The organism is Bacteroidales bacterium (assembly GCA_026418905.1).
In the GTDB taxonomy this organism is placed as follows: domain Bacteria; phylum Bacteroidota; class Bacteroidia; order Bacteroidales; family DTU049; genus JAOAAK01.
Genome location: JAOAAK010000029.1, coordinates 37,555 through 62,201 on the forward strand (window position 1 = coordinate 37,555; position 24,647 = coordinate 62,201).

A 24,647-nucleotide genomic window follows, 5' to 3' on the forward strand; every position below is an offset into this window, starting at 1 on the left:
TTTTAACTCCACTAGAAAAAAATTATTGACACAACACATATAAATCATCACGTGGATTGATGCATAAAATGGGTATATCTACTGCTTCTCGAATAGTTCTTACATCGGTATCTCCCTCTAAAATGCTAAAAATATCTCGTCCTCCAGATGTCAGATGAAGAAAACATCCTGCTTGAATATTCTTAGCGAAAAGCAATCCCTCTGAAACCGATTTACCATAGGACGTTCGCAGAGATACGATTTCATATGACAACGAAAGATTGTTGTATAATTTTTCGAGGCTCTGAAGATTACTCTGAATCTTTACTTTCAAAAACATATCTTTAGGCTCAGGCACCAATACGTAGATTAAAGAATGATATTTCCGTGCAAAATAACTTGCCCATAAAATTTTTTCTTTTTCAAGTGGAGAAAAATCAATCATCAATACAATTTTACTATAATCATTGAACGAAACACGTTCGTTTACCATCAAAAAAGGTGATCTTTGCCTTCTAAGAGATGAAATTTCTTTTCTCAGATTTCTACCAGTCTGAGTCATGTTAGTATTATGCGCATAAATCAACATGACAACATCGTAGTTTGAAGAAAAATGATAAAACATTTTTTTCCATTTGTTTTTCTCAACCAAATATGATGTTACAGAATAATGATCGTTGATTAATGTGCCAGCAAGACTAGAAAGCAAATACCGTTCTTCATCGCTACTTCCGCAACCAAAAATTATAAGATGGGAACCAAAAACTTGAGCCATTCTTTTTCCCTCTTTGAGGGCTTTATCCGATAAACTATTAAAAAAATATGGGACGACAACGTATCCCTTTAACACAGCTGAATTCATGAACACTATTGGATTATAAGTAGTGGTAACACATTCTTTTCGTGATCATTGTGCAATACCAAGTAATAAATTCCAGGAGATAGGGCGGGTAATTTAAGGACATTATCGTAAAGCCACACAAGACCGGTTAATTTTGTTCCCTGCGGGGTAAATAAATCCACTTGATATAGTGACCGAACAGGTATTTGGAAATAAATTTCTTGTGTCGAAACCGGGTTAGGATAAAAGAACAATTTTTGATTTATTGTCTCACTCAAAAAAAGATCAGGATTGAAAAAACGATCTGTTGCATGCTGCACGGAAGAAATGGTCTGATGATAATTTTTCCCGACAAGAATCAACAAAGAAACCCTAATCGTATCGAATGGTTGTAGACTAAATGGGCCACAGCTAACCATCGCCGCTACATCATTACCTTTGATGTCCATGCCAGCAGCATATCGATTGGTCTGCAACATGGTGTACTTTTCAACTTCAGTAAATCCATCAGTGAGAGTAATACTCCCTCCCCATCCGTTTAAATCGCAAGCATAAGCAAACGTATTGTTCTGATCAAGGATTTTCATAGCAACAAAATAGGTCGAATCTAAATCAAAAGTGATCAGTGATTTTGTGTTTGAATTATAAAGGGAACGGTTATTTGAATAAGCAGCAATATCCCAATCGGCAAAAAAACCTACATAAAAATTTTGTAACAATTGATTGTGTTTGTTGACTATACTGTAAGTGGAGATAAAATAATTATCATCACTTGCTTGTTGATAACCATAAGTGTTTTGGTAAATTTCTATGTAGTTAGGATTAGTAGCTAAACTATCTGAAAAATGAGAAATCAGAACTTGATCTGCTTTGCTCGGAGGATTTTCATATATAACAAAATCAATTGCTTCGTAATCATTACTAACAGAGGAAACACCATATAAATTATCCGAAATTTTTACCGTCGAGGATCCAGCCACCAATCCAAACATCTGTACTAATGAAGGAGAATTCTGAAAACGAAAACCATCCCCCTGCAAACAATAAGGATAATCATTGTAAGCATAATTGCCTCTGCTTGTTACAGTTACATTAACTTTATTGATGTTAAAATTTAAATAATCTCGATTAACTATCAAAGTGACATATTCTGTTTCTCGGTAAGATAAAACAGGATCTATAAACTCAATTTTAATATGTATAGCCTGATTAGGCTGAACATTATTAAGTTTAATTGTAAAAGGCATAATACTATTCTCATAAGCCTGTAATGTTTGTAAAATTCCTATTTGCAACGTGTCAATTAGCAAGGTTACATTCGATGCTGTCGTCGAAATGCAAGCAAAAAAATGATTGGTCGTCGGGGCTAAATAATTCATTAATTTTAATATTAACCCAACAGTATCACCAGGCATAAAAAATTCATCATTATGATCAGTGAAGCTATAAGATAGAAGTCGAATAGATGGCTTATTAAAAGGATCTGTCAATGCCCTGTAAATGTTCAAACGGCCTTTCCCTAGTTTGCCCTGATAGGGCAAATTTAAAGGCAGGGTATCAATAATATCGGCCGTTGTCCGGAGGCGTTCAGCTACTTGTAACATAGTAAGATGGGGGAAGTACGAACTAACTAAAGCAGCAGCAGCACTTACCATAGGAGCAGCCATAGATGTACCCGATGAGAAAACAAAGCCAGGACCCGGCCATGTAGAGTAAATGTCTTTTCCTGGTGCTGCTAAATCTACAAAACGACTAACGGAACTATTGCTCCACTTATGGTCATTAATATCTGTCGCTGCTACACTTAAGACATATCGATATGAGGCAGGATAATATGTCGCCTCACCACCTGTATTCCCACAAGCAGCTACAACAAGCGAACCACACACTTCTGTGACGTAATCTACAATGTCCTGCCCAAACTGAGAGAAAATAGTGCTACCCCAAGAACAATTTATGACCTTTGCTCCATGCTCTGCAGCATAAATGACACCGGCATAAGCTCCTGTTAAACTACCATAAGCATTATCTATTTTAACTGGCAATATTTTACAACGAAATCCTACACCAGCCATGCCGTACTGATTATCAACTGTCGCACCAGCTATACCACTCACGTGAACTCCATGCCCTAAAGTTTGATACTGAGGATTGTTGTCGTTCATTCCAAAATCCCAACCTCGATAATTATCCACAAACCCATCGTTGTCATTGTCTTGACCATCTATAGGATCATCATAATTATGTTTTACTGATGCCCATAAATCTGGATGTGTGAAATCGATGCCTGTATCCACAATCCCTATTACTGTGTTCGTATCTCCTTTCCAAATATCCCAAGCTTGATATGCTTTGATTTTTTGAAGGTAATATTGATTGGAAATGTAAGCGTCATTAGGGGTATATAAATTTTCAAGTATTGGAAATCTTTCCACATATGCAAAAAAATTCGTTTTCATAAGTTTAGATATAGCAAAATTTAGATCCATGTTGGTATCTAAAACAATTTCCACCATTCTACGAATAGACGATGCCGCAGGATGTTTGTATATAGTTGAATCTCTAAATGCCCGTGACCAAGGAAAAAGAACCTTAATTTCTTTCACCTTTAACTGATCAAGAAGAATTCGATTATTATCATTAAACAATTTAAGAGAATTTTCATCATTAAATTTAGCTATTAAACAACCCTTATAAAAAGACTGCTGATTTTGAGACCAACTAAGAATAAAGATAAATACGAACATGATTATATTAATCAAACGAATCATATCAGAATGTTTTTTTGTAAAATTATAAAAAGTGAATTATTTGATTTTTTTTCTTGTTAAGTATTGATTTTTTCTTGTTAAGTATTGATATGGAAAATAAAGAAAGGGAAAAACAAGTACTTCGATCCAAAAAACAAGAGAATAAGAATTTTTAGCAAAAAATTTTGCTGTTTCAGGAAGTAAAAAAATATTCAAAATCATAGTTGATAACCACAAAATAAAAAAAAACATTTGTAAAAAAACATGCAACTTTATTAATAAAGGTATAGAAAAATATAGCCCACTGAGAATGATAAAACCTTCCAGCGTAAACAACAATAAGCACTTAATTTTTGAAACTACAAGAATAGTACAAAAAGCCTTTACCCTCAAGCAAGGCACAAAAACAGTCCAAATTTTTATCTGCTTTTCAGATGCCCATAAAGCAAAAACAATCGATGGAATGAGGAAAAACAAAATAAACATTACTCCACTTATCATGAAAAATACAAATAAAACTAAAAGCTAAAATAGTAAAAAGGGGTGCCACTTAAATTTTTACTGCTGAAGAGGAGTATATGTTGATCCGTCAAAAGCAAGAATAGGGAAAAATATAAACGGTAAAAAAATTAGTCCAATCGTAAATCCTACACCCTTCCCGAAAGACAAAGAAAGTCTGTGATATAAAATTATCAAAATGATAAAATTCACGAAAGGTATTAATAAAAGAATAATCCACCAAATAGGTTTTTTTACAATTTCAAGAAGAATAATAAGATTATAAATTGGTACAATTGAAGCCCACCCAGGTTGACCTGCTTTTACATAAATCTTCCACATGGAAACTATCATCAAAATAATGATAGCTAGATAAAACACAATAAAGGCCATTGATGCACCTAAAATTCCTCCCATAATAATTGGTTTTAAATTTCCTTACTCTATATGGCTTTTCAGGAAACGCCCCGTTTTTTTTAGGTGATACGGCTTCACCTGTGACACCCCACGCAAAAATATTAAAATTTATTTTATAGAAGTTATATTTTAATGAAAAAATTTTTTAGACAAATTTTTTCACACAGATTTTTTACTCTTTTATAGAGTAATCCTAAATTCAAAAGATTTCTCGACACAATGTAATACACAAAGTGAACAGGGATGTAGTTCACCTCTAAGCCTTTTATCTACCATTCTTTCAAGCTGAGTTTTTAATACTTCTGGCTCAACATTTTCAATGATCTCATGAGCAAATGCATACATCAAAATAAGCCGAGCATCTCTTTCGCAAATACCCCTTTGCTTAAGATAATAAATAGCTTCTTCATCTAGTTTGCCCACAGATGAGCCATGCGAACACTTTACATCATCGGCATAGATTTCAAGAAAAGGTTCTGAAAAAACTTGAGCCGTAGGGGTTAAGAGAATATTTTTATTGTTCTGATAAGCATTGGTTTGTTGAGCTTCTGAAGCCACTTTAATATGCCCTCTGAAGATAGCACGAGCTTCTTCATCCAGAATTCCTTTGAAATTCTGACGACTATAACAACCTGCTGCATTATGATTGACATAAAGATGTGTGTCCAAAATTTGCTTTTTATCTAACAAATAAAGTCCATTTAACTCTGCCTTAGCATTATTAGCATTGAGGTCAACAATCATCTCATTTCGAATTATTCCGGCATTGAAAGTTACAAGATCATAATGAAAATACGAATTTCTTTCTTGGTGAATAAAACTAGTTGTAATAAGAGCGGTTTCAAGATCCTTGTTTTGAAGTTTAATAAACTTGCAACTAGCATTTTCGTCGATAAAAAATTCATTTACAACATTAACTAGATTGTTTTTATCTTGGACACTATCATCACATTGCAGAAGTTCTATTTCAGCACCTTTCCCAATTATAATGAGATTGCGTAAATGATATATTTCAGGATTCAAAGAATTAATGATATTTACCAACTGAAAAGGCTTAGTAATTTTGACACCCATTGGTACATATAAAAAGAAACCTGACTGAAAGAAAGCAGAATTCAATGCTACAAAAGGAGAATGCATGTTACGAGCAATCTGAAATAAGTAAGGTTTTACGAGATGAGGATATCGTTTGTAAGCTTCCATTAAACTACCAGCTATAATCCCATTTTTAAAGACAGTAAGAGGTTGATGCTCATAAGCAAATTCCCCATTATAAGTCGAAAACAGAAAAGTTTCAAAATGATGTACCTTACAAGAAAAAAATTCAGCAGGGTTGAGTTTTTTGTGCTCTTCTCGTAATGCTATTTGGTAATCTTTATCTAAAACTGCATCCAAAGGGAAATTTTTCCATTGCTCGTGTTTGGCATTTGGAAATCCAAGAGAAAGAAATGTATGATAAGCCTGTATTTGTTCGGTGCCGGCAAATAAATTTTCACCATTTTGTTCGGTCCACCTTTTTATATCTTCGAATAAGCGATACATAGGCAATCATTTTGATAGTTGAAGGATCCAGTTATATCCTTTTTTCTCAAGTTCCTGTGCCAATAAATAATCACCTGTTTGAACAATTCTGCCATCATGCATAATATGCACAAAGTCGGGTTTTATGTAGTCGAGCAGTCGTTGATAGTGCGTTATAATAATAAAAGCCCTTTTGCCATCACGCATTTTAGAAACTGCTGAAGCCACCAATTTAAGCGCATCTATATCGAGGCCACTATCTGTTTCATCGAGAATGGCTAAATCAGGTTCAAGCACTGCCATTTGAAAAATCTCGTTGCGTTTTTTTTCACCTCCGGAAAAACCTTCATTTACACTTCTTTTGAGAAGATCGTCGGAAATTTCAATGATGTTTCGCTTTTCCTTCACAAATGTAAGAAATTCAGAAGGAGAAAAAGGTGGTAAGCCAGCTGCCTTTCTTTTTTCTTTTAATGCAGTACTAAGGAAGGTCATCATGCTAACACCAGGAATCTCGACTGGATATTGAAAACTTAGAAATATTCCTTCTCTGGCCCTTTCATCAACATCCATTTCTAGTAAATTCTTTCCTTTGTACAATATTGTCCCTCTAATATCGTAACCAGGTTTACCTGCAATAACATTGGCAAGTGTGCTTTTTCCAGTGCCATTGGGGCCCATGATGGCATGTACTTCACCTTCCTTTACTTCCAAGGAAAAACCCTTGATGATTTCTTTTTCTTCAACTGTAACAAATAAATCTTTAATGATTAGCATGATAAAATTTTTTTAACCTACACTTCCTTCGAGGCTGATGGCAAGAAGCTTTTGTGCTTCAACGGCGAACTCGAGTGGCAAACGATTTAATACGTCTTTTGCATATCCGTTCACAATTAAGTTAACTGCTGACTCCTTATCTATTCCACGTTGTTGACAATAAAATAACTGTTCATCAGATATTTTCGAAGTGGTTGCTTCATGTTCAACAATAGAGGAATTGTTAAACACTTGAATATAAGGCCAAGTATGAGCACCACATTTGTTACCTAGGAGGAGGCTATCGCACTGGGTGAAATTTCTGCTCTCAGTTGCATTTTTTGTAATCTTGACCAAGCCCCGATAACTGTTGTTTCCGTATCCTGCTGAAATACCTTTGGAGACAATGGTACTACGTGTTCTTTTTCCTATGTGAATCATTTTCGTTCCTGTATCAGCCTGTTGGTGATGATTGGTCAAAGCCACGGAATAAAATTCGCCAACACTCTCATCCCCCATCAAGACGCAACTGGGATATTTCCATGTAATGGCCGAACCTGTTTCGACTTGAACCCATGAAATTTTACTTCGATAACCTTTAGCCAATCCACGCTTAGTCACAAAGTTGAAAATACCACCTCGTCCTTCTTTATCACCAGGGTACCAATTTTGCACGGTACTATATTTCACATGAGCCTCATCTAATGCAATGATTTCTACTACCGCCGCATGCAATTGATGTTCATCTCGCATGGGAGCTGTGCATCCTTCTAAATAGCTAACATAACTACCTTTATCTGCTATGATCAACGTTCTTTCAAATTGTCCTGTTTCTCGTGCATTAATACGAAAATATGTAGACAGTTCAATGGGACATTTAACACCTGGAGGAACATAAACAAATGAACCATCGCTGAACACAGCTGAGTTTAATGCCGCATAAAAATTGTCCTGTAAAGGAACAGCCATGCCTAAATAAGTCTTTACGAGTTCAGGATGTTCTCTGATTGCTTCCGAAATGGAACAAAAAATGATACCCAACTCTTTCAATTTATCCTGCATAGTTGTTCTTACAGAAACACTGTCAAATACAGCATCAACTGCAATTCCTGCCAACATTTTTTGTTCTTCTAGAGGTATACCTAATTTGTTAAATGTTTCAAGAATCTGGGGGTCAATTTCATCCAAGCTGTTTGCTTGATTTTTTTTTGGTGCAGCAAAATAACGAATGTCTTGAAAATCAATACTCGGAATTTTCAAATGCGCCCAATTGGGTAGAGGCATATTTTTCCATATCTCAAAAGCTTTTAACCTAAATTCCAACATGAAATCAGGTTCATTTTTTTTCTGAGATATTTTTCGGATAATGTCTTCGTTGAGTCCCTTTGGAAAAAGCTCCATTTCCACAGGCGTTTCAAAGCCAAACCTGTATTCTGCTTGTTCAATGTTCGCTAATATTTCATTATCAGTCATACTAGCATCAATTTTCATACAAAGTTAATCCATTTCAGAACGTCATTACTAAAAACTGTTATTAAACATGTGAAAGCACTTTAATTTTGATTAACTTTGCGAAAAAACAACATGGAAAATTTTGTCTGGGAAAACCTTACAAAATTATATTTTGGGAAAGATGCCCATCAAAACTTAAAAAAAATCTTGCCTCAATATGGAAAAAAATATTTGCTTCTTCGTGGGAAAAGTTCTGTGGAAAAAAATGGCATCCTGGAAAAAATTCTCATCGAACTTCAAGAAAGCTCATGCGAATGGATAGATTATTCGGGAATTAAGTCAAATCCTAGCATTAATGAAGTCCGCCAAGCCATAAAAATAGGAAGAAAAGAAAAGGTAGATGCTATTCTTGCAGTAGGGGGCGGTAGTGTTATAGATAGTGCTAAAGCTGTAGCTGCAGCTTTTGAATATGAAGGGGATCCTTGGGATCTTTTTACCGGAAAATATGTTCCCGTTCGGGCCTTACCCATCATTGTCGTTCTTACACTTGCTGCAACGGGAAGTGAAATGAATTGCTTCAGTGTTGTTCAGAATGAAGAAGAAGGTATTAAAACTTCATTTAAAAACTCTGCAGTTTATCCAAAAGTAAGTATACTCAATCCGGAATTTACTTTCTCCGTTCCCAGAAACTACACGGCTTATGGTTTATCAGATATAGTTGCTCACGCATTAGAAGCTTGGTTTGGCGTTGGAGATTCACCTTTAATGGACAAGTTGATTATTGACATTATCCAAGAAATCCAAACCATAGGTCCTGATTTGCTAGAAAACTTGCATAATTATGAACTAAGAGCAAGAGCAATGTTTACAGCCACCATAGCACTTAACCAACTTACTTTACTTGGTAGAAAATACGGTGATTGGGGCGTTCATAGCATAGGCCATGTTTTTTCATTACTTTACGATTTACCTCATGGTGCAACACTTTCATTGGTTTATCCTGCTTGGTTGAATTGGGTTTACAACAAAGATCCAGAACGTGTCCAGCAATTGAGTAATAATCTATTTAACGTCCAAAGCAAAAAAGGTATTATAGAATATTTTAAATCATTATTTCGTTGTATTGAATCACCTGTGACTTTTGAAGAAGCTAATATTTCTCATCAATATGACCGAGAAAAAGTCTTGAGTGCCCTTCACAAATCTCGAGCTGGTGGTTACCGATACCCTATGCAATCGGATGATTATTATTTTATTCTCGATGAAATCGAAAAAGCAAAGTAATTTCTATGAATCGCATTTTCTCAGCTGATGCTTCAAAACTAAGTGCTTCTGAAAGAGAATTTGAAAAGCTTATTCGTCCCTCCTCATTTGAAGAATTTTTAGGGCAAAGACAGGTGGTCGAAAATCTGATCATTTTCGTACAGGCTGCCAAGCAAAGAGGTGAACCATTGGATCACACACTTTTACACGGTCCTCCTGGTCTTGGGAAAACCACTCTAAGTCATATTTTGGCTCGTGAAATGGGGACTAACATTAAAATTACAAGTGGACCCGTCATTGAAAAGCCAGGTGATTTAGCTGGTTTGCTTACTTCACTTGAACCTTGCGACATTTTATTTATCGATGAAATTCATCGCCTGCATCCTGTTGTTGAGGAATACCTTTACGCAGCCATGGAGGATTTTCGCATCGATATTTTGATTGATTCAGGCCCAAATGCACGATCAGTCCAAATAAAACTCAATCCTTTTACTTTGGTCGGAGCTACAACACGCAGTGGTCTTTTAACTGCTCCGTTGCGTTCTCGTTTTCAAATCCAAGCAAGACTTGATTATTACGATGCTGAAACATTGAAAAAAATTATTATTCGGGCAGCCAACATTATTCAAGTTCCCATCGACGAAAATGCAGCTTTTGAGATCGCCCGTCGCAGTCGAGGTACTCCTCGAATTGCTAATGCATTGCTTAGGCGTGTTCGTGATTTCGCTCAAATTAAAGGCACAGGAATTATTACACTTCCAATTACTGAAATGGCCTTGCAAGCTCTCAATATTGACCCTAATGGACTGGATGAAATGGATGTGCGCATACTTTCCACCATTGTCGAAAAATTTAATGGGGGTCCTGTAGGGCTCAATTCTATAGCTGTCGCTGTAGCCGAAGATCCAGGTACCATTGAAGAAGTCTATGAACCTTATCTGATACAACAAGGTTTTATACACCGAACCCCAAAAGGAAGAGAAGCCACCAATAAGGCTTTTGCTCTATTCGGTAGAAAAAAACAAAATGTACAACCAGGCTTATTCGATTAAATATGATAAAACTTTTTAAACCCTGGATAGGGGGAAAATTTGTCGAAAGCGGCAATCGTATCATCATTCGAAATCCTTACGATACATCTCCCGTAGGGGAAACCTGTCTTGTCATGGAAGATCTAATGGATGAAGCTATTCAAAAAGCTTTTGAGATTTTCGAGGTGTTTAAGAAAACTCCATCATATAGAAGATATACCATTCTCATGAACATTGCTCATTTACTAGAGAATAGACGTAACGACGCCGCTATGATTATTGCTTGCGAAGCAGCTAAGCCTTTAAAACTTGCTCTAGCAGAAGTAGACAGGGCTATTCAAGTTTTTCGCATTGCTGCCGAAGAAGCCAAACGTATCGGGGGTGAATATGTACGTTTGGACTGGACACCAGCTGGAGAAGGCAAAACCGGTATCGTTCAGTGGTTCCCTCGAGGAGTTGTAGGAGGTATCAGTCCATTTAACTTTCCACTCAACTTAGCTGTTCATAAGATAGCACCTGCCATTGCTGCAGGTTGTCCGATCGTTCTTAAGCCCTCTAGCAAAACACCACTTAGTACATTATTTTTGGCAGAATTAATGGCACAAACCGAATTGCCCGAAGGAGTCGTTTCTATTGTTCCTGCAACCGCTACAATTGGTCAAATGCTCGTAACAGATCCCCGACCAGAAGTACTATCATTCACTGGTAGTGCTGAAGTTGGATGGAAAATGAAATCCATGGCAGGCAAGAAAAAAGTTATTCTTGAGTTAGGAGGAAACGCTGGTGTTATCGTTACTCCATCCTCTAATTTAGCAAAAGCTATACCCAAAATTGTCAGTGGCTCATTTTCGTATGCAGGTCAAGTTTGCATTCACACACAGCGGATTTATGTGCATAATTCAATTTTCGAGTCATTTATCAGCGACTTTGTTTCAGCATCGAAAAAATTACGTATAGGACCTCCACAGGATATTTCAACAGACTTCACAAGCATGATCGACGAGGATAATGCCATTCGCGTCGAAGAATGGGTTCAAGAAGCTCTAGATCAAGGTGCCAAGCTACTTTTAGGTGGAAAACGTCAAGGAGGGCTATTTCCTCCAACTATTCTTACAAACACCTCTTACGAAATGAAAGTCTGTCAGCTCGAAATCTTCGGACCAGTTGTAACCGTTGAACCATATCATACATTTGAAGAAGCTCTAAGTTATGTTAACAACAGCAGGTATGGCCTACAAGCTGGAGTTTTTACCAATGCTTGGAATGAAATTCAAATGGCATTCGATCAATTACAGGTCGGTGGTGTTATCATCAACGATGTACCCACCTTCCGTGTAGATCACATGCCATACGGTGGCATGAAAGACAGTGGATTCGGGCGGGAAGGTGTTAGATATGCTATGGAATCATACATGGAAAGAAAATTACTGGTACTGGGTTTATAGTAGTTTTGGCACGTTTATTCCTTTGACCAACAACAGTTAAACATAATAGCAGGCATGATAATAATAGAGGGAAAATGTTTATCGATTTTTTTATCAATTTAAGTTCGACAACTTATTTCGTTTGCCAAATTGAACCAACTTTTTAAAAGTTTGAGGTGGGATGGGAATTTACCAAAATAAAAATTCTATCAAGAAGATCAAGTACCATTCCTGCTGATACATCTACCTTTTCAAAATCCAAGCAGTCTGTGTAAAGTGCTTCTGAAAAATTTGAATTCGTCTTTAAAACGAACACATCCTTTCCCTTAGTTTTCTGACGTTGGCCTCCTTTTAAAATAGCAACAAGATTCGAAGAAGAGGTATGTCCTGTAAGTAATATTTCACCTTGTGAATTTTCTTTTAGAGACGTTACCCTATCGTTGCCTTCACCTCCTATAAAAGTCGAACTAACCAAACCTTTTTCTAGATGAAATTTAATGCAGAATCCATCGTATTCACCACCTCCAAATTTTTCCTGGAAACATTTACCAAAAATGGGAAAATCCAAAGAAGATGTGTAACCTCCAACATACACGTACCCACTATCATCCACAAACATATCCAAAGGAACATCATCTCCACTTCCTCCTAGAAAGGTTGAATATAAGACTTGATGATTATCTGCGAAGACAGTAAGAAAAATATCATCCCCATAGGATTTTTTTTGTTTTTGATATGCATTTGGTGTTACCAAAAAATCCTCAGCTTGGGTTTTTCCCACCACGTACAAACGACCATTTTTATCTACTGCCATGGCCATCGCATCATCCCTCAACACTCCTCCGAGATAGGTGGCATAGTCAATTGATAAGTTCTCTGGATTAAATTCGATAAGAAAAGCATCTGCAAATGATGCCTGATGTTTAGGTTGAAAAGCATTCGTTGTGACCGGAAAATTCCAGGAAGTAGTTATTCCTGTTAAATAAATGTTACCAGACCCATCAACTACGATATCATTGGCTTCATCATTAAATCCTCCTCCTGCGTATGAAGAAAACAAAATTTGGGATCCAGTCGAGTTCAATTTTGTAAGGAAAATATCATTAAATCCCACAAGTTTTTTTTGAAAAGCAAATGCTGTAACTGGAAAGTTTTTTGAAAAACTGATTCCCGTTACATAAATATTTCCATTTTTATCAATAGTCAATGCATTTCCTTCTTCTTGATCATCCCCTCCTATAAAAGTTGCAAACTCAATCTTTCTCGTTACTGAATTCATTTTTAAAACATATGTATCATAAAATTTTCCATCCCTGAGCGTGAACGAACCTATTTTGGAGCCATACATGATAGCAAGCCCATGACCACAGAGATATAACGAACCATTGTTAAAATGTATATCTCGTAAAACAATACTATGTTCTACCCTGAGTGGGCTAAAAGTTAAATCCACTTGAATGGATTTATCATTTTCGTATGAACGCGGTATAAGTAAATATTCATTCACAGACTTTTTCAACTCACAAGTCATGTTTTGTTGATCTTGAAGTACATTCCATTCAAGAAAAGGAATTTCTTTGAAAGATAACTTAAGAAATAGCTTATTTCCTTTAATATTATCGTAAACCTGGCCTGTTAAATTAAATTTAATATCACTTGATTTGGCGTCGGATCGTATGATAAATCTACTATGCAAAGTGTCTCCCTTAAAAAAATAATGAACATCTATTCCATCAAAAATATTCTTGATGGCTACTTCTTTGTATACTCCTGCCTTGGTGACATGTTTCGTAGAATCGGATCCAGTGAAAAAATTAAAATACGTTTCTACTTTCTGAGATCCTTCGGCGACTAAATTTGAGTTGATATTATGAAAGGTAAGCAAAATCCGATGTCCTATAAACTCCTTTTGCACTAAAGGCAATGAATCTCCCCATTTTGGATTGGTCCTTAAACGCTCAAGTTCTGAAGAGCCTTCTTGATTTTTGATCTGGTAAAATAAACAGTTCAACCCATGTTTTGTGATCCATATGTCACAACCATCTGCTCGACAAAAAAACAAAACATCAGGATCCCATTGCCCTTTATTTTCGATAAACAACTGATCGTACAGTCCTAGATTGCTGGAAGTTATCGGTATGACCGTTTGTCCTCCTACGTAGAAATATAATGCAATTAATGCGATCAGAATAATTTTTATTTTCATTTAAAAAATTTTTAGTAAAATTATTAATTTATTTTGGTTGATACAAGGACTATAACATAAGCTGCTATAGCATTGCCTTTTCCAAGATCACCTATTTTTTCATGTGTTTTAGCTTTAATAGAAATAGAATTCATTGGAATATCAAGCAATTCGGCTAGGTTTTTGGCTATTTCTGACTTATAATTTTTAAGCGATGGATTCTCTAAAATAATAGTTGCATCAATATTAATAATTTCTGCTTCTTTTTGCCTGAGAATTTTTAAGATTTCTCGAAGAAAAAAAGAACTTTCCTTTCCTTTGTTGGCAATGTCAGTATCAGGAAAATACATACCGATATCTCCCAAAGCTAACGCACCTAACAGAGCATCACAAGTAGCATGAATGAGAACATCTCCGTCGCTATGTGCAACACAGCCTTTATCTGATGACACCAAAATTCCTCCCAACCAAAGAGGTCTACCCTTTTCCAACCTGTGTAAATCAAAACCAAAACCTACGCGATAATTAAACTTCATTATTTTTTTGCCTTCTCAAAGTAGAAGAGAAGCGAAAATCTCAACGTATTCTCAAGTGGATTCCTTTGTTCAATAGGGATAAGATAACTAAAATCCAGTCCGAACACATTATATTTTAAACCGGCTCCTAAAGTAAAAAATTTTCGGTTTCCTTTAGTTGGATGCTCGTAAAAGAAACCTCCCCGCAGAGCAAACTGATTGGCATACCAGTATTCAAGTCCAACCGAATAATTTATTTCATGAAACTCTTCCTTAAATCCATCCGGAGCATCATAGAAAGATGTGAAAATGGCATTAACAATACTTCTGTCAGGATCTTTTCCTTTTTCAATAATCAGATTTCCATTATCATCCAAAACATTTTGATTCAGAGAATCTTTCAAATATATGGGAGGAGTAGGAACTAGCAATTTATGCAAATCTAAAGTAAAAAGCAAAATATTTACATCATCCAGTTTAAATTTAAAGCCAGGACCTAAACGCAAATTTTGAGGGAGAAAAGCTCTCTCATAATTTTCTGTATATGTAATTTTAGCTCCGATATTGGTTATAGCTGCTCCGAGACCAATTTCCACGGGAACTTTAAACCACTCAGTTTCGGTTGTGTAGTAAAAGTCAACATCCGTTGCAACCGATTGGCCTGCCTTGGTTTGAGCTCCCCCTACATAAATACCTCCGGTCAAATTACTATAAATATATCGTAAACCCACTGCCATGGAAAAATGATCAGTAAATTTCCTTGCGTAAAAAGCATCTACAGCAAATTCGTTAGGCTTATAAGAACCAATATCCTGTCCTTGCTCATTGGTAAAATTCACCACCCCTAATGAAAAAAATCGAACAGAACCTGCAAGTGCCTGCTGATCATCAAGTCTGTAAAAGCCTGTCAGATAACTCAAGTTAATATCTTTTGCCAATTGATTGAGCCAGGGTGTATATGTAGCCTCAAAACCAAGTTGTTGAGTAATGAAAGGAAGTTTAGCTGCATTAAAAAAAGTAGAAGCTGCATCTGGAGTTGAAGCGACTCCAGCATCACCCATTGCCCCTCCTCGAGCATCCGGAACAATGAGTAAAAAAGGAACAGCCGTGGTGATGGTGTTTAGTTTATATGCTTGCTGAACCAAATTGCTATTGGACTGGGCATTCGTCATCAAAACATTCACAAAAAGAATCAAAAGAAGGGGAAAATATTTCATGTTGAACTTTTTTGCAATATTACGAATTTTATTTGATGATAACCAGCTTACCCGAACGACTTGCTCTCATATCCTCATTTTCAAGTGTTAAATTGTACAGATATAGTCCAGAAGGGAGAACTTCCCCGTAATCCGAAGTGCCATCCCAGTTCCAAAAAACTGTCCGATAGCCATGAACTGGGAATGAACCAGAAAAAACCTTTACCTGTCTTCCATACATGTCAAAAATCCTTAGCATTGCACTAAACGTACAACAAGTTAGATTGTGTTCAAACACAAAAGTCGTATGATCATTCATGGGATTTGGATAATTACTTAACGTGGAAATAAGCAATTTATTTTGTGAAGTTACCTGAAAAGAAATCTGTTTTTCCGAAGAAATATTTAGATTATCCCAAGCTTTAACAGTAATAGTATGCCAGCCAAAAGACAAACCATGTAACGGATAACGAACAATACCAGATTTATATGTATTTAAATCAGCTTCAAAGTAATCATTGAGAACAATTGGCTCCGATCTATTACCATCCAAGTAAGCGACCAGATCATGCCCAATGCCATTACCTGTAGTATTAATTCCATGTTCATCAAACAAGTGAACCAATAAAACCGGGTTTTCGTCTGTAATACCCCCTTCTCTGAAGAGGGTATCATTTAAATAAAGCTCAATAGAAGGTCCTTCGTTATCGGCAATAATGGTGTCGTTTGAGCCACCGATAATAAAATTTTCAAACCACCCAACTGCTTCACGATATTGTCCATCATCCGCATAAAAGCTCATACGGCCAGAACCAAACTGATATTGGATATCACGTGGTACGAAAAAATCCAACTTAAATTCTCCAGAATCGACTTCGACTCTTCCCTTATATAGCAAATTTTTCTGAAGAGTAAATGGAGCAGGATAATCTCCAGGCTCAGTCGATTGTGTTACATAGGTAGATGGTTTGTCAAAAACAGTCACGTACAAAATACCATTAAAATCTGAGAGATTCTGCCATTGTGCATCCACTATTTTACCTTCGATCGACACTTTTGATAATGCTTTAATGGTATCGTTAAACGTCAAAGTATCTTTTCCGTTGATTTTTGTAACAACAACTCGATTTGTGGGAATGGCTAGCTTTGCCGCAGGATCTCCTAGAAGCGTAAAATTTTTCAGGGGACTGCTACTACCATTATCATTTTTACAAAACATCATGATTTCACCCAAAGCTGGATAAGATCCTTGCTGGAATTGAAAAGCTTTTTTAAAAAAAGATTTATTCAATGCTTCATTAAAGGAAGAAAATGCAAGTCGTGTGGTCGTAAACAATGCTACCGCTCCCCCATTCGGATTTAAAAAAAGATACTCGCCGGCAGACGTACGTTGAGGATCATCAAAACGACTAAATTCACAAGTTGCAGTGACAAATAAAGGTAAATTACAACGATTCCCAAAATTTTGAATGGTAGGTACATCAAGAATGCGCTCCAACGCCCATCCTACCTCACCTCCGTGTCCGGTATAATTTACAATTAAAGCGCCTTTTTCAACTCGCTGACGGATAGCCTCATTCATTTCCGGAGCACGTTCACCGCCCGAAGTGCTGATCTGTGGGTACGCAGGTAAATAAATTTTTTCTAGATTAAAAACATGATATGTTGTATCGACATACCTGGCCAAACGTTCAGACTGATTAAAATGTAAATTACCATCACCATCATCACAAACAAAAGTAACCCAATTTTTCCACTCTGCAAAATTGGAAACAGGACATCCAGCAGTTGTACAATTCCCATTAGTAGAAGGCAACTTCTCCCGTAACAAATATCTCTTTGTCTTATCTACCATGGCTTTGGCCTCATCCACAGTTTTTACAGGAAAACGACCTATTCCAATATCCAACGAACCTAATGCGTCTTGACCTTCTCCATCATCTAAAAGCCCAAAAAAATCATCTGTTAAATATGAAGATGTAGGACTCAAGGAATTTTGAGTCTGAAATGTGGGAACAAAATTTGTATTACCTGAAGTTATGTCAAGATAATCATAGGATGCATCGCCAAAAAGCAAAAGGTATTTGGGTAATTCATCTGCATTCTGTGCTCTGTCATAAAACATCTTAATAAAATTCCGAATAGCTGAAATATCTTGCTTTCCTGAAGAAAATTCTTCATAAATCTGCTGAGGCGTAACCACCACATATGAAAGTCCATCATGCAAGAAATGATATTCCCCTATTTCACGTGCAAACTGATAGAACATAGGGTGTGTCACTATGATATAGTCTACTTGAGGAAGCCCATGCAAATTCTGATTTTGTATTTCGCCTTCAAAGACTGGCTTATGGAATTGTGTTCCATCAAAAGCCAAGAAAGTTTTTAAAGAATCGTTTTGAACTCGAAAAGAAAAAACACCATTCACCCACTGACCTTTGACTTCCATTGGGAAAAGAGGATTGGATATATCCCAGACTTGTATTGATTGCGAAGACCCAATACGGTATTCAACAACATTACCCACCCCTACCAAATCTGGATTTCGAAATACCATTTGTGTTCCACTCATAATTAATTTTCGCCAAGTAAAAATTTCAATATAGTCCAACCATGCTTGAGCCTGCTGATTACCATTGTTCTGGAATTGAACTTGAACAGTTACGTTAGAACCCAAAGGCATAAAATTTAAAACAGCCATGTTAGTCTTAGCGTAATCTGTAGTGTAGTCACCCACTGGAGAAAAAGCTATAGTAGACTGGTATGACCCGACAGAAACCTTTACTTGTGAAGTAATATTTGAACGTGCTGCCATCGCAACTTTAACCATCGCCATCGAATCCAAACAAATGTTCGGAAAAGAAAAAACAAAATTTTTAGAAAAATTAGGATATTCAAAAATATCGCCATACCAATTTTTCCCGCTTTTGATCAAGTTATACTGGTTTTTTTCATATAAGGTAAAATCGTAAAAAGTTTCAGCAATTTTATTAGCGGGCAAGTTCATTTCATCTAGTATCTGTATTCTTTTACCCACTCCCTTGTCAAAATTCAGATAAAAATACGCTTTGGTAGTATAAAGATTTGTTTCATGATTAAAACTCCTTGCTCCATTGTATTTCCAATAAGACAAGCCTTCACTAAAAAATAAGATGTAATCACCTGGATCAAACTTTCCATCTTCTTCACCATAAACATAAATAGGATTTTCGTATAAATCATCAATCCAAGGTTCACCAACTCTCTCAGGTAACATCCGAGAACCATTTCCGTAAATACGTATATTTTTTGGATTGATGGTAGTAGGATTTATTCCCCACGACACAAGATCTTGGTAAGTAATGCGATGTATGCCACCGTCTGTTGTGCTTATTTTATACCATTTTCCACTCGATAATACACTTTGCGTTGCATAAACTTTTGTTTTAACCGTCAACTCAGAAGGCATTTGATTGCTTTTGTATACTTGCAAGTGATATTTTTCAAGTTTCTCTATTTTACCATCAGGAGTCTTTCTGAAAGGGAAAATATATACATAAACCCAAGGTTTCTTTTGGATCATAAGTCGTTGCTCCAATAAGGCAAACGTATCTTGTAAAGACTGAAAAGTTTGTTCTGAAATTTGATCGACGATGGTGGTTTCTAAAACTTCCAGACGATACGTTAAAACTTGAGCAATATGATCGATGGATATTTTCTCCAAATAAGGTACAATGTCAGTGGTAACATAGTTTTGCCCCCTGATTAATAAGAAGATGAAACATGAAAAAAAGCAAAAATATTTTCTCACCAAGTTTTTTTTGGGAAAACGAGTATTAAGGAGCAATTATTTTGTGGTAGTTTGTTTCATTCTAAAAACCATTACGTTGTCAGAAGATTCAGCAGCATAATATTCGAAGTTCATTTCTTTAAAATCCTTCACCCCTTCCAATTTGTCTATTTTATTCTTCACTAAATAGCTAACCATATAACCACGTGCTTTTTTAGCATTTACTGGAACAATTTTCCACTTACTATTACGCCATTCGAGAAAATTTATAGTTATAATTTTCACATTTGGTGGACAATGGGGAATTACAGCTTGAGCAAATTCCGTTGACGCAAGATTGAGAATCAATGGTTCACTATGAGATTTTAGCTCTTCTTCAAGTCTTTTCATCAATTTATCACCCCAAAATTCATAAAGAGTTTTAAATTTTTGCTGAGGAATAGGTGCATGCATCTCTAGTCGATAAGGCAACACTGTATCTTTTGGTCTTAGTAGTCCATAAAAACCACTTAAGATTCTTACGTGTTCCTGTGCAAAGTTCCATTCCTCTTCCTTCCACTCATCAGTATTCATGGCCAAATAAGTTGTACCATGGTATAATTCCAATGCCCAACATCCATTTTGTAGCTTTGTTGGATTCCACGCATAATATATTTTTTGAATGCGCTCAGCCATGCGTGGATTTACCTTAAGCATGGTTTTAAGTTGCATGAAATGAAAACCTTTGATGATGGAATGAAGGGTTTTAATTTCCTCTAAGAAAAAAGGGAGCGTTCCTTCCCCTTTTCGTAAACAATTTTTTCTTAATCTTTTGGAAGAAGAAATGAGAAATATCATTTACCTAAGATTTTTTTATGAATTCTGTGCAAAAATAAGAAAAAAATATTTTAACTATTTTTACATAAATATTGTATTACTCGAAAACATGATAAAGATTCATTTGTTGAAGTATTTAATCAAAGAGAAAAATTAAGCCAAAATAAACAAAATGACAAAAAAGTTTTAATTTTAAGCTCGATTTATGGTAAAGGTTGAATTAGAAATTGTAGCTATTACCTATAGTCAATCTCAAAGTGGGGCATATGTTCTTATTTTAGGCGAAATAGATGGAAAAAGAAAACTCCCTATTTTGATAGGACAATTCGAAGCCCAAGCAATAGCTATGGAAATGCAAAGCATTAAACCACCTCGACCTCTTACTCACGACTTGCTAAAAAATGTTATTAAAAATTTTAATATTAAACTTAATGAAGTTATCATTCATGACTTCAAAGAAGGGACATATTACGCCCTGCTCATTTTAGAAAAAGACAACAAGATATATCAAGTAGATTCTCGACCCAGTGACGCTGTTGCCTTAGCACTTAGGTTCAATTGCCCTATTTATACCACCCCACAAATTCTTGATGAAACAGGTTTTATTCTTTCTGAAACAGAAGAAAAGCTCTTTGCGCAAGAAACTCATGAAGAAGCTTCTCAAGATGAAGGGGACCCTCCTTTGCATTTTTATACTCTTGAGGAACTTGAAAAAATGCTCGAAGAAGCCGTACAAAATGAAAACTACGAACTTGCTTCCAAAATACGTGATGAAATCAAACGCAAAAAAGCTAAATAAAATCATATGAACATTCGTGCAAGACTTATCCTGATGAATTTCTTACAATTCTTCATTTGGGGTTCATGGCTATTGACTATTGGTGCTTTTTGGTTTCAAACCAAAAAGTGGACAGGAACGGATTTTGGTCAAGTGTTTAGCACCATGGGGATAGCATCACTTTTTATGCCTGCTATCGCCGGCATTTTGGCTGATCGTTTTATCAACGCGGAAAAATTATATGCTCTTTTTCACTTCTTAGGGGGAATTTTTCTTTTCATACTTCCACAAATTAACAATCCCGATGTCTTCTTTTGGATCATGCTTCTGAATATGTGCTGTTATATGCCTACCATAGCACTTTCTATAACTGTAGCTTATACTGCTCTTAAAAAATACAATTTTGATATCATTTCCACTTACCCTCCCATACGTGTTTTTGGAACAATTGGTTTTATTGTTGCTCTATGGACTGTTTCATTATTAAAATTGGAAACTTCCCCCTTGCAATTCTACATTGCTTCGGGGACATCATTTCTTCTTGCTATGTATGCCCTTACCCTGCCTACTTGTCCTCCTCCTAACAAGGGCAAGAAGACTAATCTTGTCGATGCTCTTGGCATTCGAGCTTTTACGCTTTTTAAACAATATAAAATGGCTCTTTTCTTCATTTTTGCCATGTTACTCGGAGCAGCTCTCCAGCTAACCAATGCATATGGAGATACATTTATTCATGATTTTGCTAAAATCGACAAATACAAAAATGAAATAGCTGTTCAATACCCAGCCATTCTTATGAGTATATCCCAAATCTCAGAGACTCTCTTTATTCTTACCATTCCTCTATTCTTGAAACGTTTCGGTATCAAAAAAGTCATGCTTATTAGTATGATAGCGTGGGTTTTACGTTTTGGTCTATTTGCTTATGGAGATCCAGCTTTAAGCGGTGGTCTTTGGATGCTTGTGCTTTCATGTATTATATATGGAATGGCATTTGATTTTTTCAACATATCTGGCTCTCTTTTTGTCGAAACACAGGTTAAACCGGAAATTAGAGCAAGTTCTCAAGGTTTATTCATGTTAATGACCAACGGATTAGGAGCTTTTCTAGGAAGTACTATCAGTGGATGGATGATTGATACTTATTTTACTTTACCTGATGGCTCATTCCAATGGCAAAACATTTGGATTTCTTTTGCTAGCTATGCTCTTATCGTAGCTATTCTTTTTACAATCCTTTTTAGACATAAGCATAATCCAGAAGAATTCAAAACTGTTCAACATCCGTAAGCTTTGTTATTTTTTCCTTAAGCGAGCCATAAAAAAACCGTCAAAACCAGTTTCCGAAGGATATATATATTTCATATCTTCAAGTTCAAACGTATCGTTGTTCAAAAGAAAATGATGTATTTGATTTTCATTTTCTACCGGAAAAAGGGTACAAGTAGCATATACCATCTTCCCGCCTTTTCTTAACATACGAACATAAGATTCTAATATTTCTCGTTGCTTTTCTTTTACATCATCGAGCAATTTCTGGTTAATTCGCCACTTGGCATCTGGATTTCTCCTTAAAACTCCTGTTCCCGTGCAAGGTACATCCAGTAACAAACGATCAGCAGATTCTTTTAAACGTTTAATTTCTTTGGAATTGATAAGTCTCGTCTCGATGTTGTAAAGCTTAAGTCTCCTCGCACGTTTACGAAGTTCCTCAAGCTTTGGATATACGACATCCATGGCAATAATATGTCCTTTGTTCATCATCAAAGAAGCCATGTGAAGAGTTTTTCCTCCAGCTCCTGCGCATGCATCGATGACTCTCATCCCTGGTTCTACTTCAAGAAAAGGAGCTATTAGCTGAGAACCTCCATCCTGAACTTCAAAAAAACCTTTCCTAAAGGCTCCTATCCTAAAAACATTCAACCTCTTTTCAAGAACAAGACCATGTGGTAGTGATTCAACTTCCCTAGCTTCAACTCCCTCAGCTCTTAGGGCATCTAGTAAATTTTCTCGACTTATTAAATGACTGTTTACCCTCAGGTAGACAGGTGCCATCATGTTCATACTATCTAACTCAATTGCCCACCTCATTCCAAGTTGTTCGTAGCCTTTTTTCCATAACCAACTCGATACCGACTTATCTATTTCGGGCGAAGGAGGGTTAAGCCATCTATCTTTTACTTTTTCCTCGTCAATGTTCATTTGATAAAAAGATGGAATTTCACCGTATTTTAAAAATATATGAGCAACGATGATTTTAGGAATTATCAAATTTGCTTCATTTTTAAAAAAATCATCTGTAGTCAATCCCATAGCAAAGCGCAACTTTTTATTCCACCTGATGATTTCATAAGCATTTTCAGCTACAAAAGCTCTATCGCGGGCTCCCCATTTTTTGTGTTTCTGAAAAATTTGTTGGATGGCTTTGTCGCTATACTCTTGATAAGCAAAAACTCGTAAAAGAATCTCTTCTAAACCTCTAAACCAATGTTGGTGAAAAGTCATTTTTTGCAAAGTTATAAATTAAAAAAGCTGCCCGAAGGCAGCTCATATGTGTTTAGGCATAGCTCATTAAAAATGAAATATTAAATTCAAAGCTGCTGAACTTCCTAAATTGTTTGCAATTCCATTGTCAACATTAAAACCCCAGAAACTTGTGCTGGCATTTCCTTTAGTAGTTACTTCCTTTGGAACACGATTGGTATTGTCCCAATTTTCAGTGGTTACTTCGCCACGACCGGTAAAACCTATTCCAAACGACCATCCGAATTCAGCACCGATAGATATTTTAGGAAGAATAAAATATTCTACGCCGGCAAAACCTCTCAATCCCATACGAACAGTTAATCCACCTACGTTCTTCAGAATTCTTCCATTCAAAGCTGACCCATCTAGATTAGTAAAGTTATTATTAATGGCTATCGTATCCATGACAACCCCCCACGTATTGACGTTGGTGGTTCTTAAAAAACCAACCAGTGCTTCACCGCCATAAAATCCTTGAAGTCTGTTATGACCTCTTCTGAATTCAATTCCTCCTCCAAGAACAACATTTGAATTTCTAACCACCTTAACGTCCTCTACTTCTTTCCATGCGTCTGGATTACCAGGGTTTGCTAATTGATCATGCGGACTTTTAGCGAACTGACGATTGGTAGCTGATCCAGCATTAATGCCAAAAATACCACGTATTGCTTTCTTCTCATCAAGAAAATATTTTCCAACGAGGTTTTGATTGAAACCAGTAACATACGAAGGATGTGCGGCTGTTTGACCAGTGTTGACCATAATGTTAACAGCATTTAAAGCAAAATCAATTACTGGTACAGCATTAAAACCTAAAGCATAATCGCCTTGTTCAGGTAAAATTTTAAAACCTTTTTTAGTGACCAATTCTTGCCCATCAAGAAGAGAAGAAATCACTATCAAAATAATTGAAAATAACGATAGTCGCTTCAT

Annotated in this window: 18 protein-coding genes and 1 pseudogene; 6 read left to right on the forward strand and 13 right to left on the reverse strand. The window is 36.1% G+C overall.

From position 1 onward, the window contains the following. Nucleotides 1–22 precede the first annotated feature (22 nt). A complete protein-coding gene (locus N2Z72_05630; protein ID MCX7697160.1) occupies nt 23–841 on the reverse strand; it encodes a hypothetical protein in 819 nt (272 codons plus the stop codon). A 1,547-nt stretch (nt 842–2,388) separates the two neighbouring features. Continuing rightward, nucleotides 2,389–3,279: pseudogene (locus N2Z72_05635) on the reverse strand (S8 family serine peptidase). A 601-nt stretch (nt 3,280–3,880) separates the two neighbouring features. Here N2Z72_05635 and N2Z72_05640 point away from each other — a divergent pair. Further along, the gene (locus N2Z72_05640) at nt 3,881–4,099 is read left to right on the forward strand and encodes a hypothetical protein (GenBank protein MCX7697161.1); all 219 of its coding nucleotides are present in this window, start codon (nt 3,881–3,883) and stop codon (nt 4,097–4,099) included. 29 nt (nt 4,100–4,128) lie between these two features. On the opposite strand, the gene N2Z72_05645 is transcribed toward N2Z72_05640, so the two are convergent. From N2Z72_05645 to sufB, 4 genes are all read right to left on the reverse strand, one after another. Then, nucleotides 4,129–4,485 (reverse strand): DUF5684 domain-containing protein, encoded by a 357-nt coding sequence (locus N2Z72_05645; GenBank protein ID MCX7697162.1) that lies wholly within the window; start codon nt 4,483–4,485, stop codon nt 4,129–4,131. Between the two features lie 180 nt (nt 4,486–4,665). Continuing rightward, the gene (gene sufD / locus N2Z72_05650) at nt 4,666–6,027 is read right to left on the reverse strand and encodes a Fe-S cluster assembly protein SufD (protein MCX7697163.1); all 1,362 of its coding nucleotides are present in this window, start codon (nt 6,025–6,027) and stop codon (nt 4,666–4,668) included. A gap of 6 nt (nt 6,028–6,033) precedes the next feature. Continuing rightward, nucleotides 6,034–6,780 carry a Fe-S cluster assembly ATPase SufC gene (sufC, locus tag N2Z72_05655; protein ID MCX7697164.1) on the reverse strand — a complete coding sequence of 249 codons (747 nt, stop codon included), beginning with the start codon at nt 6,778–6,780 and terminating at the stop codon, nt 6,034–6,036. Nucleotides 6,781–6,792: 12 nt separating this feature from the next. After that, a complete protein-coding gene (gene sufB / locus N2Z72_05660; GenBank protein MCX7697165.1) occupies nt 6,793–8,250 on the reverse strand; it encodes a Fe-S cluster assembly protein SufB in 1,458 nt (485 codons plus the stop codon). Nucleotides 8,251–8,343: 93 nt separating this feature from the next. Here sufB and N2Z72_05665 point away from each other — a divergent pair, with 93 nt between their 5' ends. The 3 genes from N2Z72_05665 to N2Z72_05675 are packed head-to-tail and all read left to right on the forward strand — an operon-like array spanning nt 8,344 to nt 11,950. Beyond that, nucleotides 8,344–9,495 (forward strand): iron-containing alcohol dehydrogenase, encoded by a 1,152-nt coding sequence (locus N2Z72_05665; GenBank protein ID MCX7697166.1) that lies wholly within the window; start codon nt 8,344–8,346, stop codon nt 9,493–9,495. Between the two features lie 5 nt (nt 9,496–9,500). Next, on the forward strand, nt 9,501–10,526 hold the full coding sequence (ruvB, locus tag N2Z72_05670) for a Holliday junction branch migration DNA helicase RuvB (protein MCX7697167.1): 1,026 nt from the start codon (nt 9,501–9,503) through the stop codon (nt 10,524–10,526). A gap of 2 nt (nt 10,527–10,528) precedes the next feature. Then, nucleotides 10,529–11,950, forward strand: coding sequence for an aldehyde dehydrogenase family protein (locus tag N2Z72_05675; GenBank protein ID MCX7697168.1), 1,422 nt, complete (start codon nt 10,529–10,531; stop codon nt 11,948–11,950). A gap of 142 nt (nt 11,951–12,092) precedes the next feature. On the opposite strand, the gene N2Z72_05680 is transcribed toward N2Z72_05675, so the two are convergent. From N2Z72_05680 to N2Z72_05700, 5 genes are read right to left on the reverse strand one after another with little or no spacing between them, the layout of a single operon-like run. Continuing rightward, on the reverse strand, nt 12,093–14,135 hold the full coding sequence (locus N2Z72_05680) for an SBBP repeat-containing protein (GenBank protein ID MCX7697169.1): 2,043 nt from the start codon (nt 14,133–14,135) through the stop codon (nt 12,093–12,095). Between the two features lie 23 nt (nt 14,136–14,158). Beyond that, nucleotides 14,159–14,650 (reverse strand): 2-C-methyl-D-erythritol 2,4-cyclodiphosphate synthase, encoded by a 492-nt coding sequence (gene ispF / locus N2Z72_05685; GenBank protein MCX7697170.1) that lies wholly within the window; start codon nt 14,648–14,650, stop codon nt 14,159–14,161. Further along, nucleotides 14,650–15,846 (reverse strand): type IX secretion system outer membrane channel protein PorV, encoded by a 1,197-nt coding sequence (gene porV, locus N2Z72_05690; GenBank protein MCX7697171.1) that lies wholly within the window; start codon nt 15,844–15,846, stop codon nt 14,650–14,652. The genes ispF and porV overlap by 1 nt, the downstream gene beginning before the upstream one ends. Before the next feature lie 28 nt (nt 15,847–15,874). Then, nucleotides 15,875–19,615: a type IX secretion system sortase PorU gene (gene porU / locus N2Z72_05695; GenBank protein ID MCX7697172.1), complete on the reverse strand. Its 3,741-nt coding sequence runs from the start codon at nt 19,613–19,615 to the stop codon at nt 15,875–15,877. A 36-nt stretch (nt 19,616–19,651) separates the two neighbouring features. Then, on the reverse strand, nt 19,652–20,431 hold the full coding sequence (locus tag N2Z72_05700) for a YaaA family protein (protein MCX7697173.1): 780 nt from the start codon (nt 20,429–20,431) through the stop codon (nt 19,652–19,654). A 184-nt stretch (nt 20,432–20,615) separates the two neighbouring features. Between N2Z72_05700 and N2Z72_05705 the strand changes: the two genes are divergently transcribed. Further along, complete coding sequence (locus N2Z72_05705; GenBank protein ID MCX7697174.1) at nt 20,616–21,209, forward strand: bifunctional nuclease family protein; 594 nt, start codon at nt 20,616–20,618, stop codon at nt 21,207–21,209. A gap of 6 nt (nt 21,210–21,215) precedes the next feature. Beyond that, on the forward strand, nt 21,216–22,478 hold the full coding sequence (locus tag N2Z72_05710; protein MCX7697175.1) for a nucleoside permease: 1,263 nt from the start codon (nt 21,216–21,218) through the stop codon (nt 22,476–22,478). Between the two features lie 6 nt (nt 22,479–22,484). On the opposite strand, the gene N2Z72_05715 is transcribed toward N2Z72_05710, so the two are convergent. Together N2Z72_05715 and N2Z72_05720 are read right to left on the reverse strand one after the other, a co-directional pair. After that, on the reverse strand, nt 22,485–23,693 hold the full coding sequence (locus N2Z72_05715) for a methyltransferase domain-containing protein (protein ID MCX7697176.1): 1,209 nt from the start codon (nt 23,691–23,693) through the stop codon (nt 22,485–22,487). Between the two features lie 66 nt (nt 23,694–23,759). Beyond that, nucleotides 23,760–24,647 carry a hypothetical protein gene (locus N2Z72_05720; protein MCX7697177.1) on the reverse strand — a complete coding sequence of 296 codons (888 nt, stop codon included), beginning with the start codon at nt 24,645–24,647 and terminating at the stop codon, nt 23,760–23,762.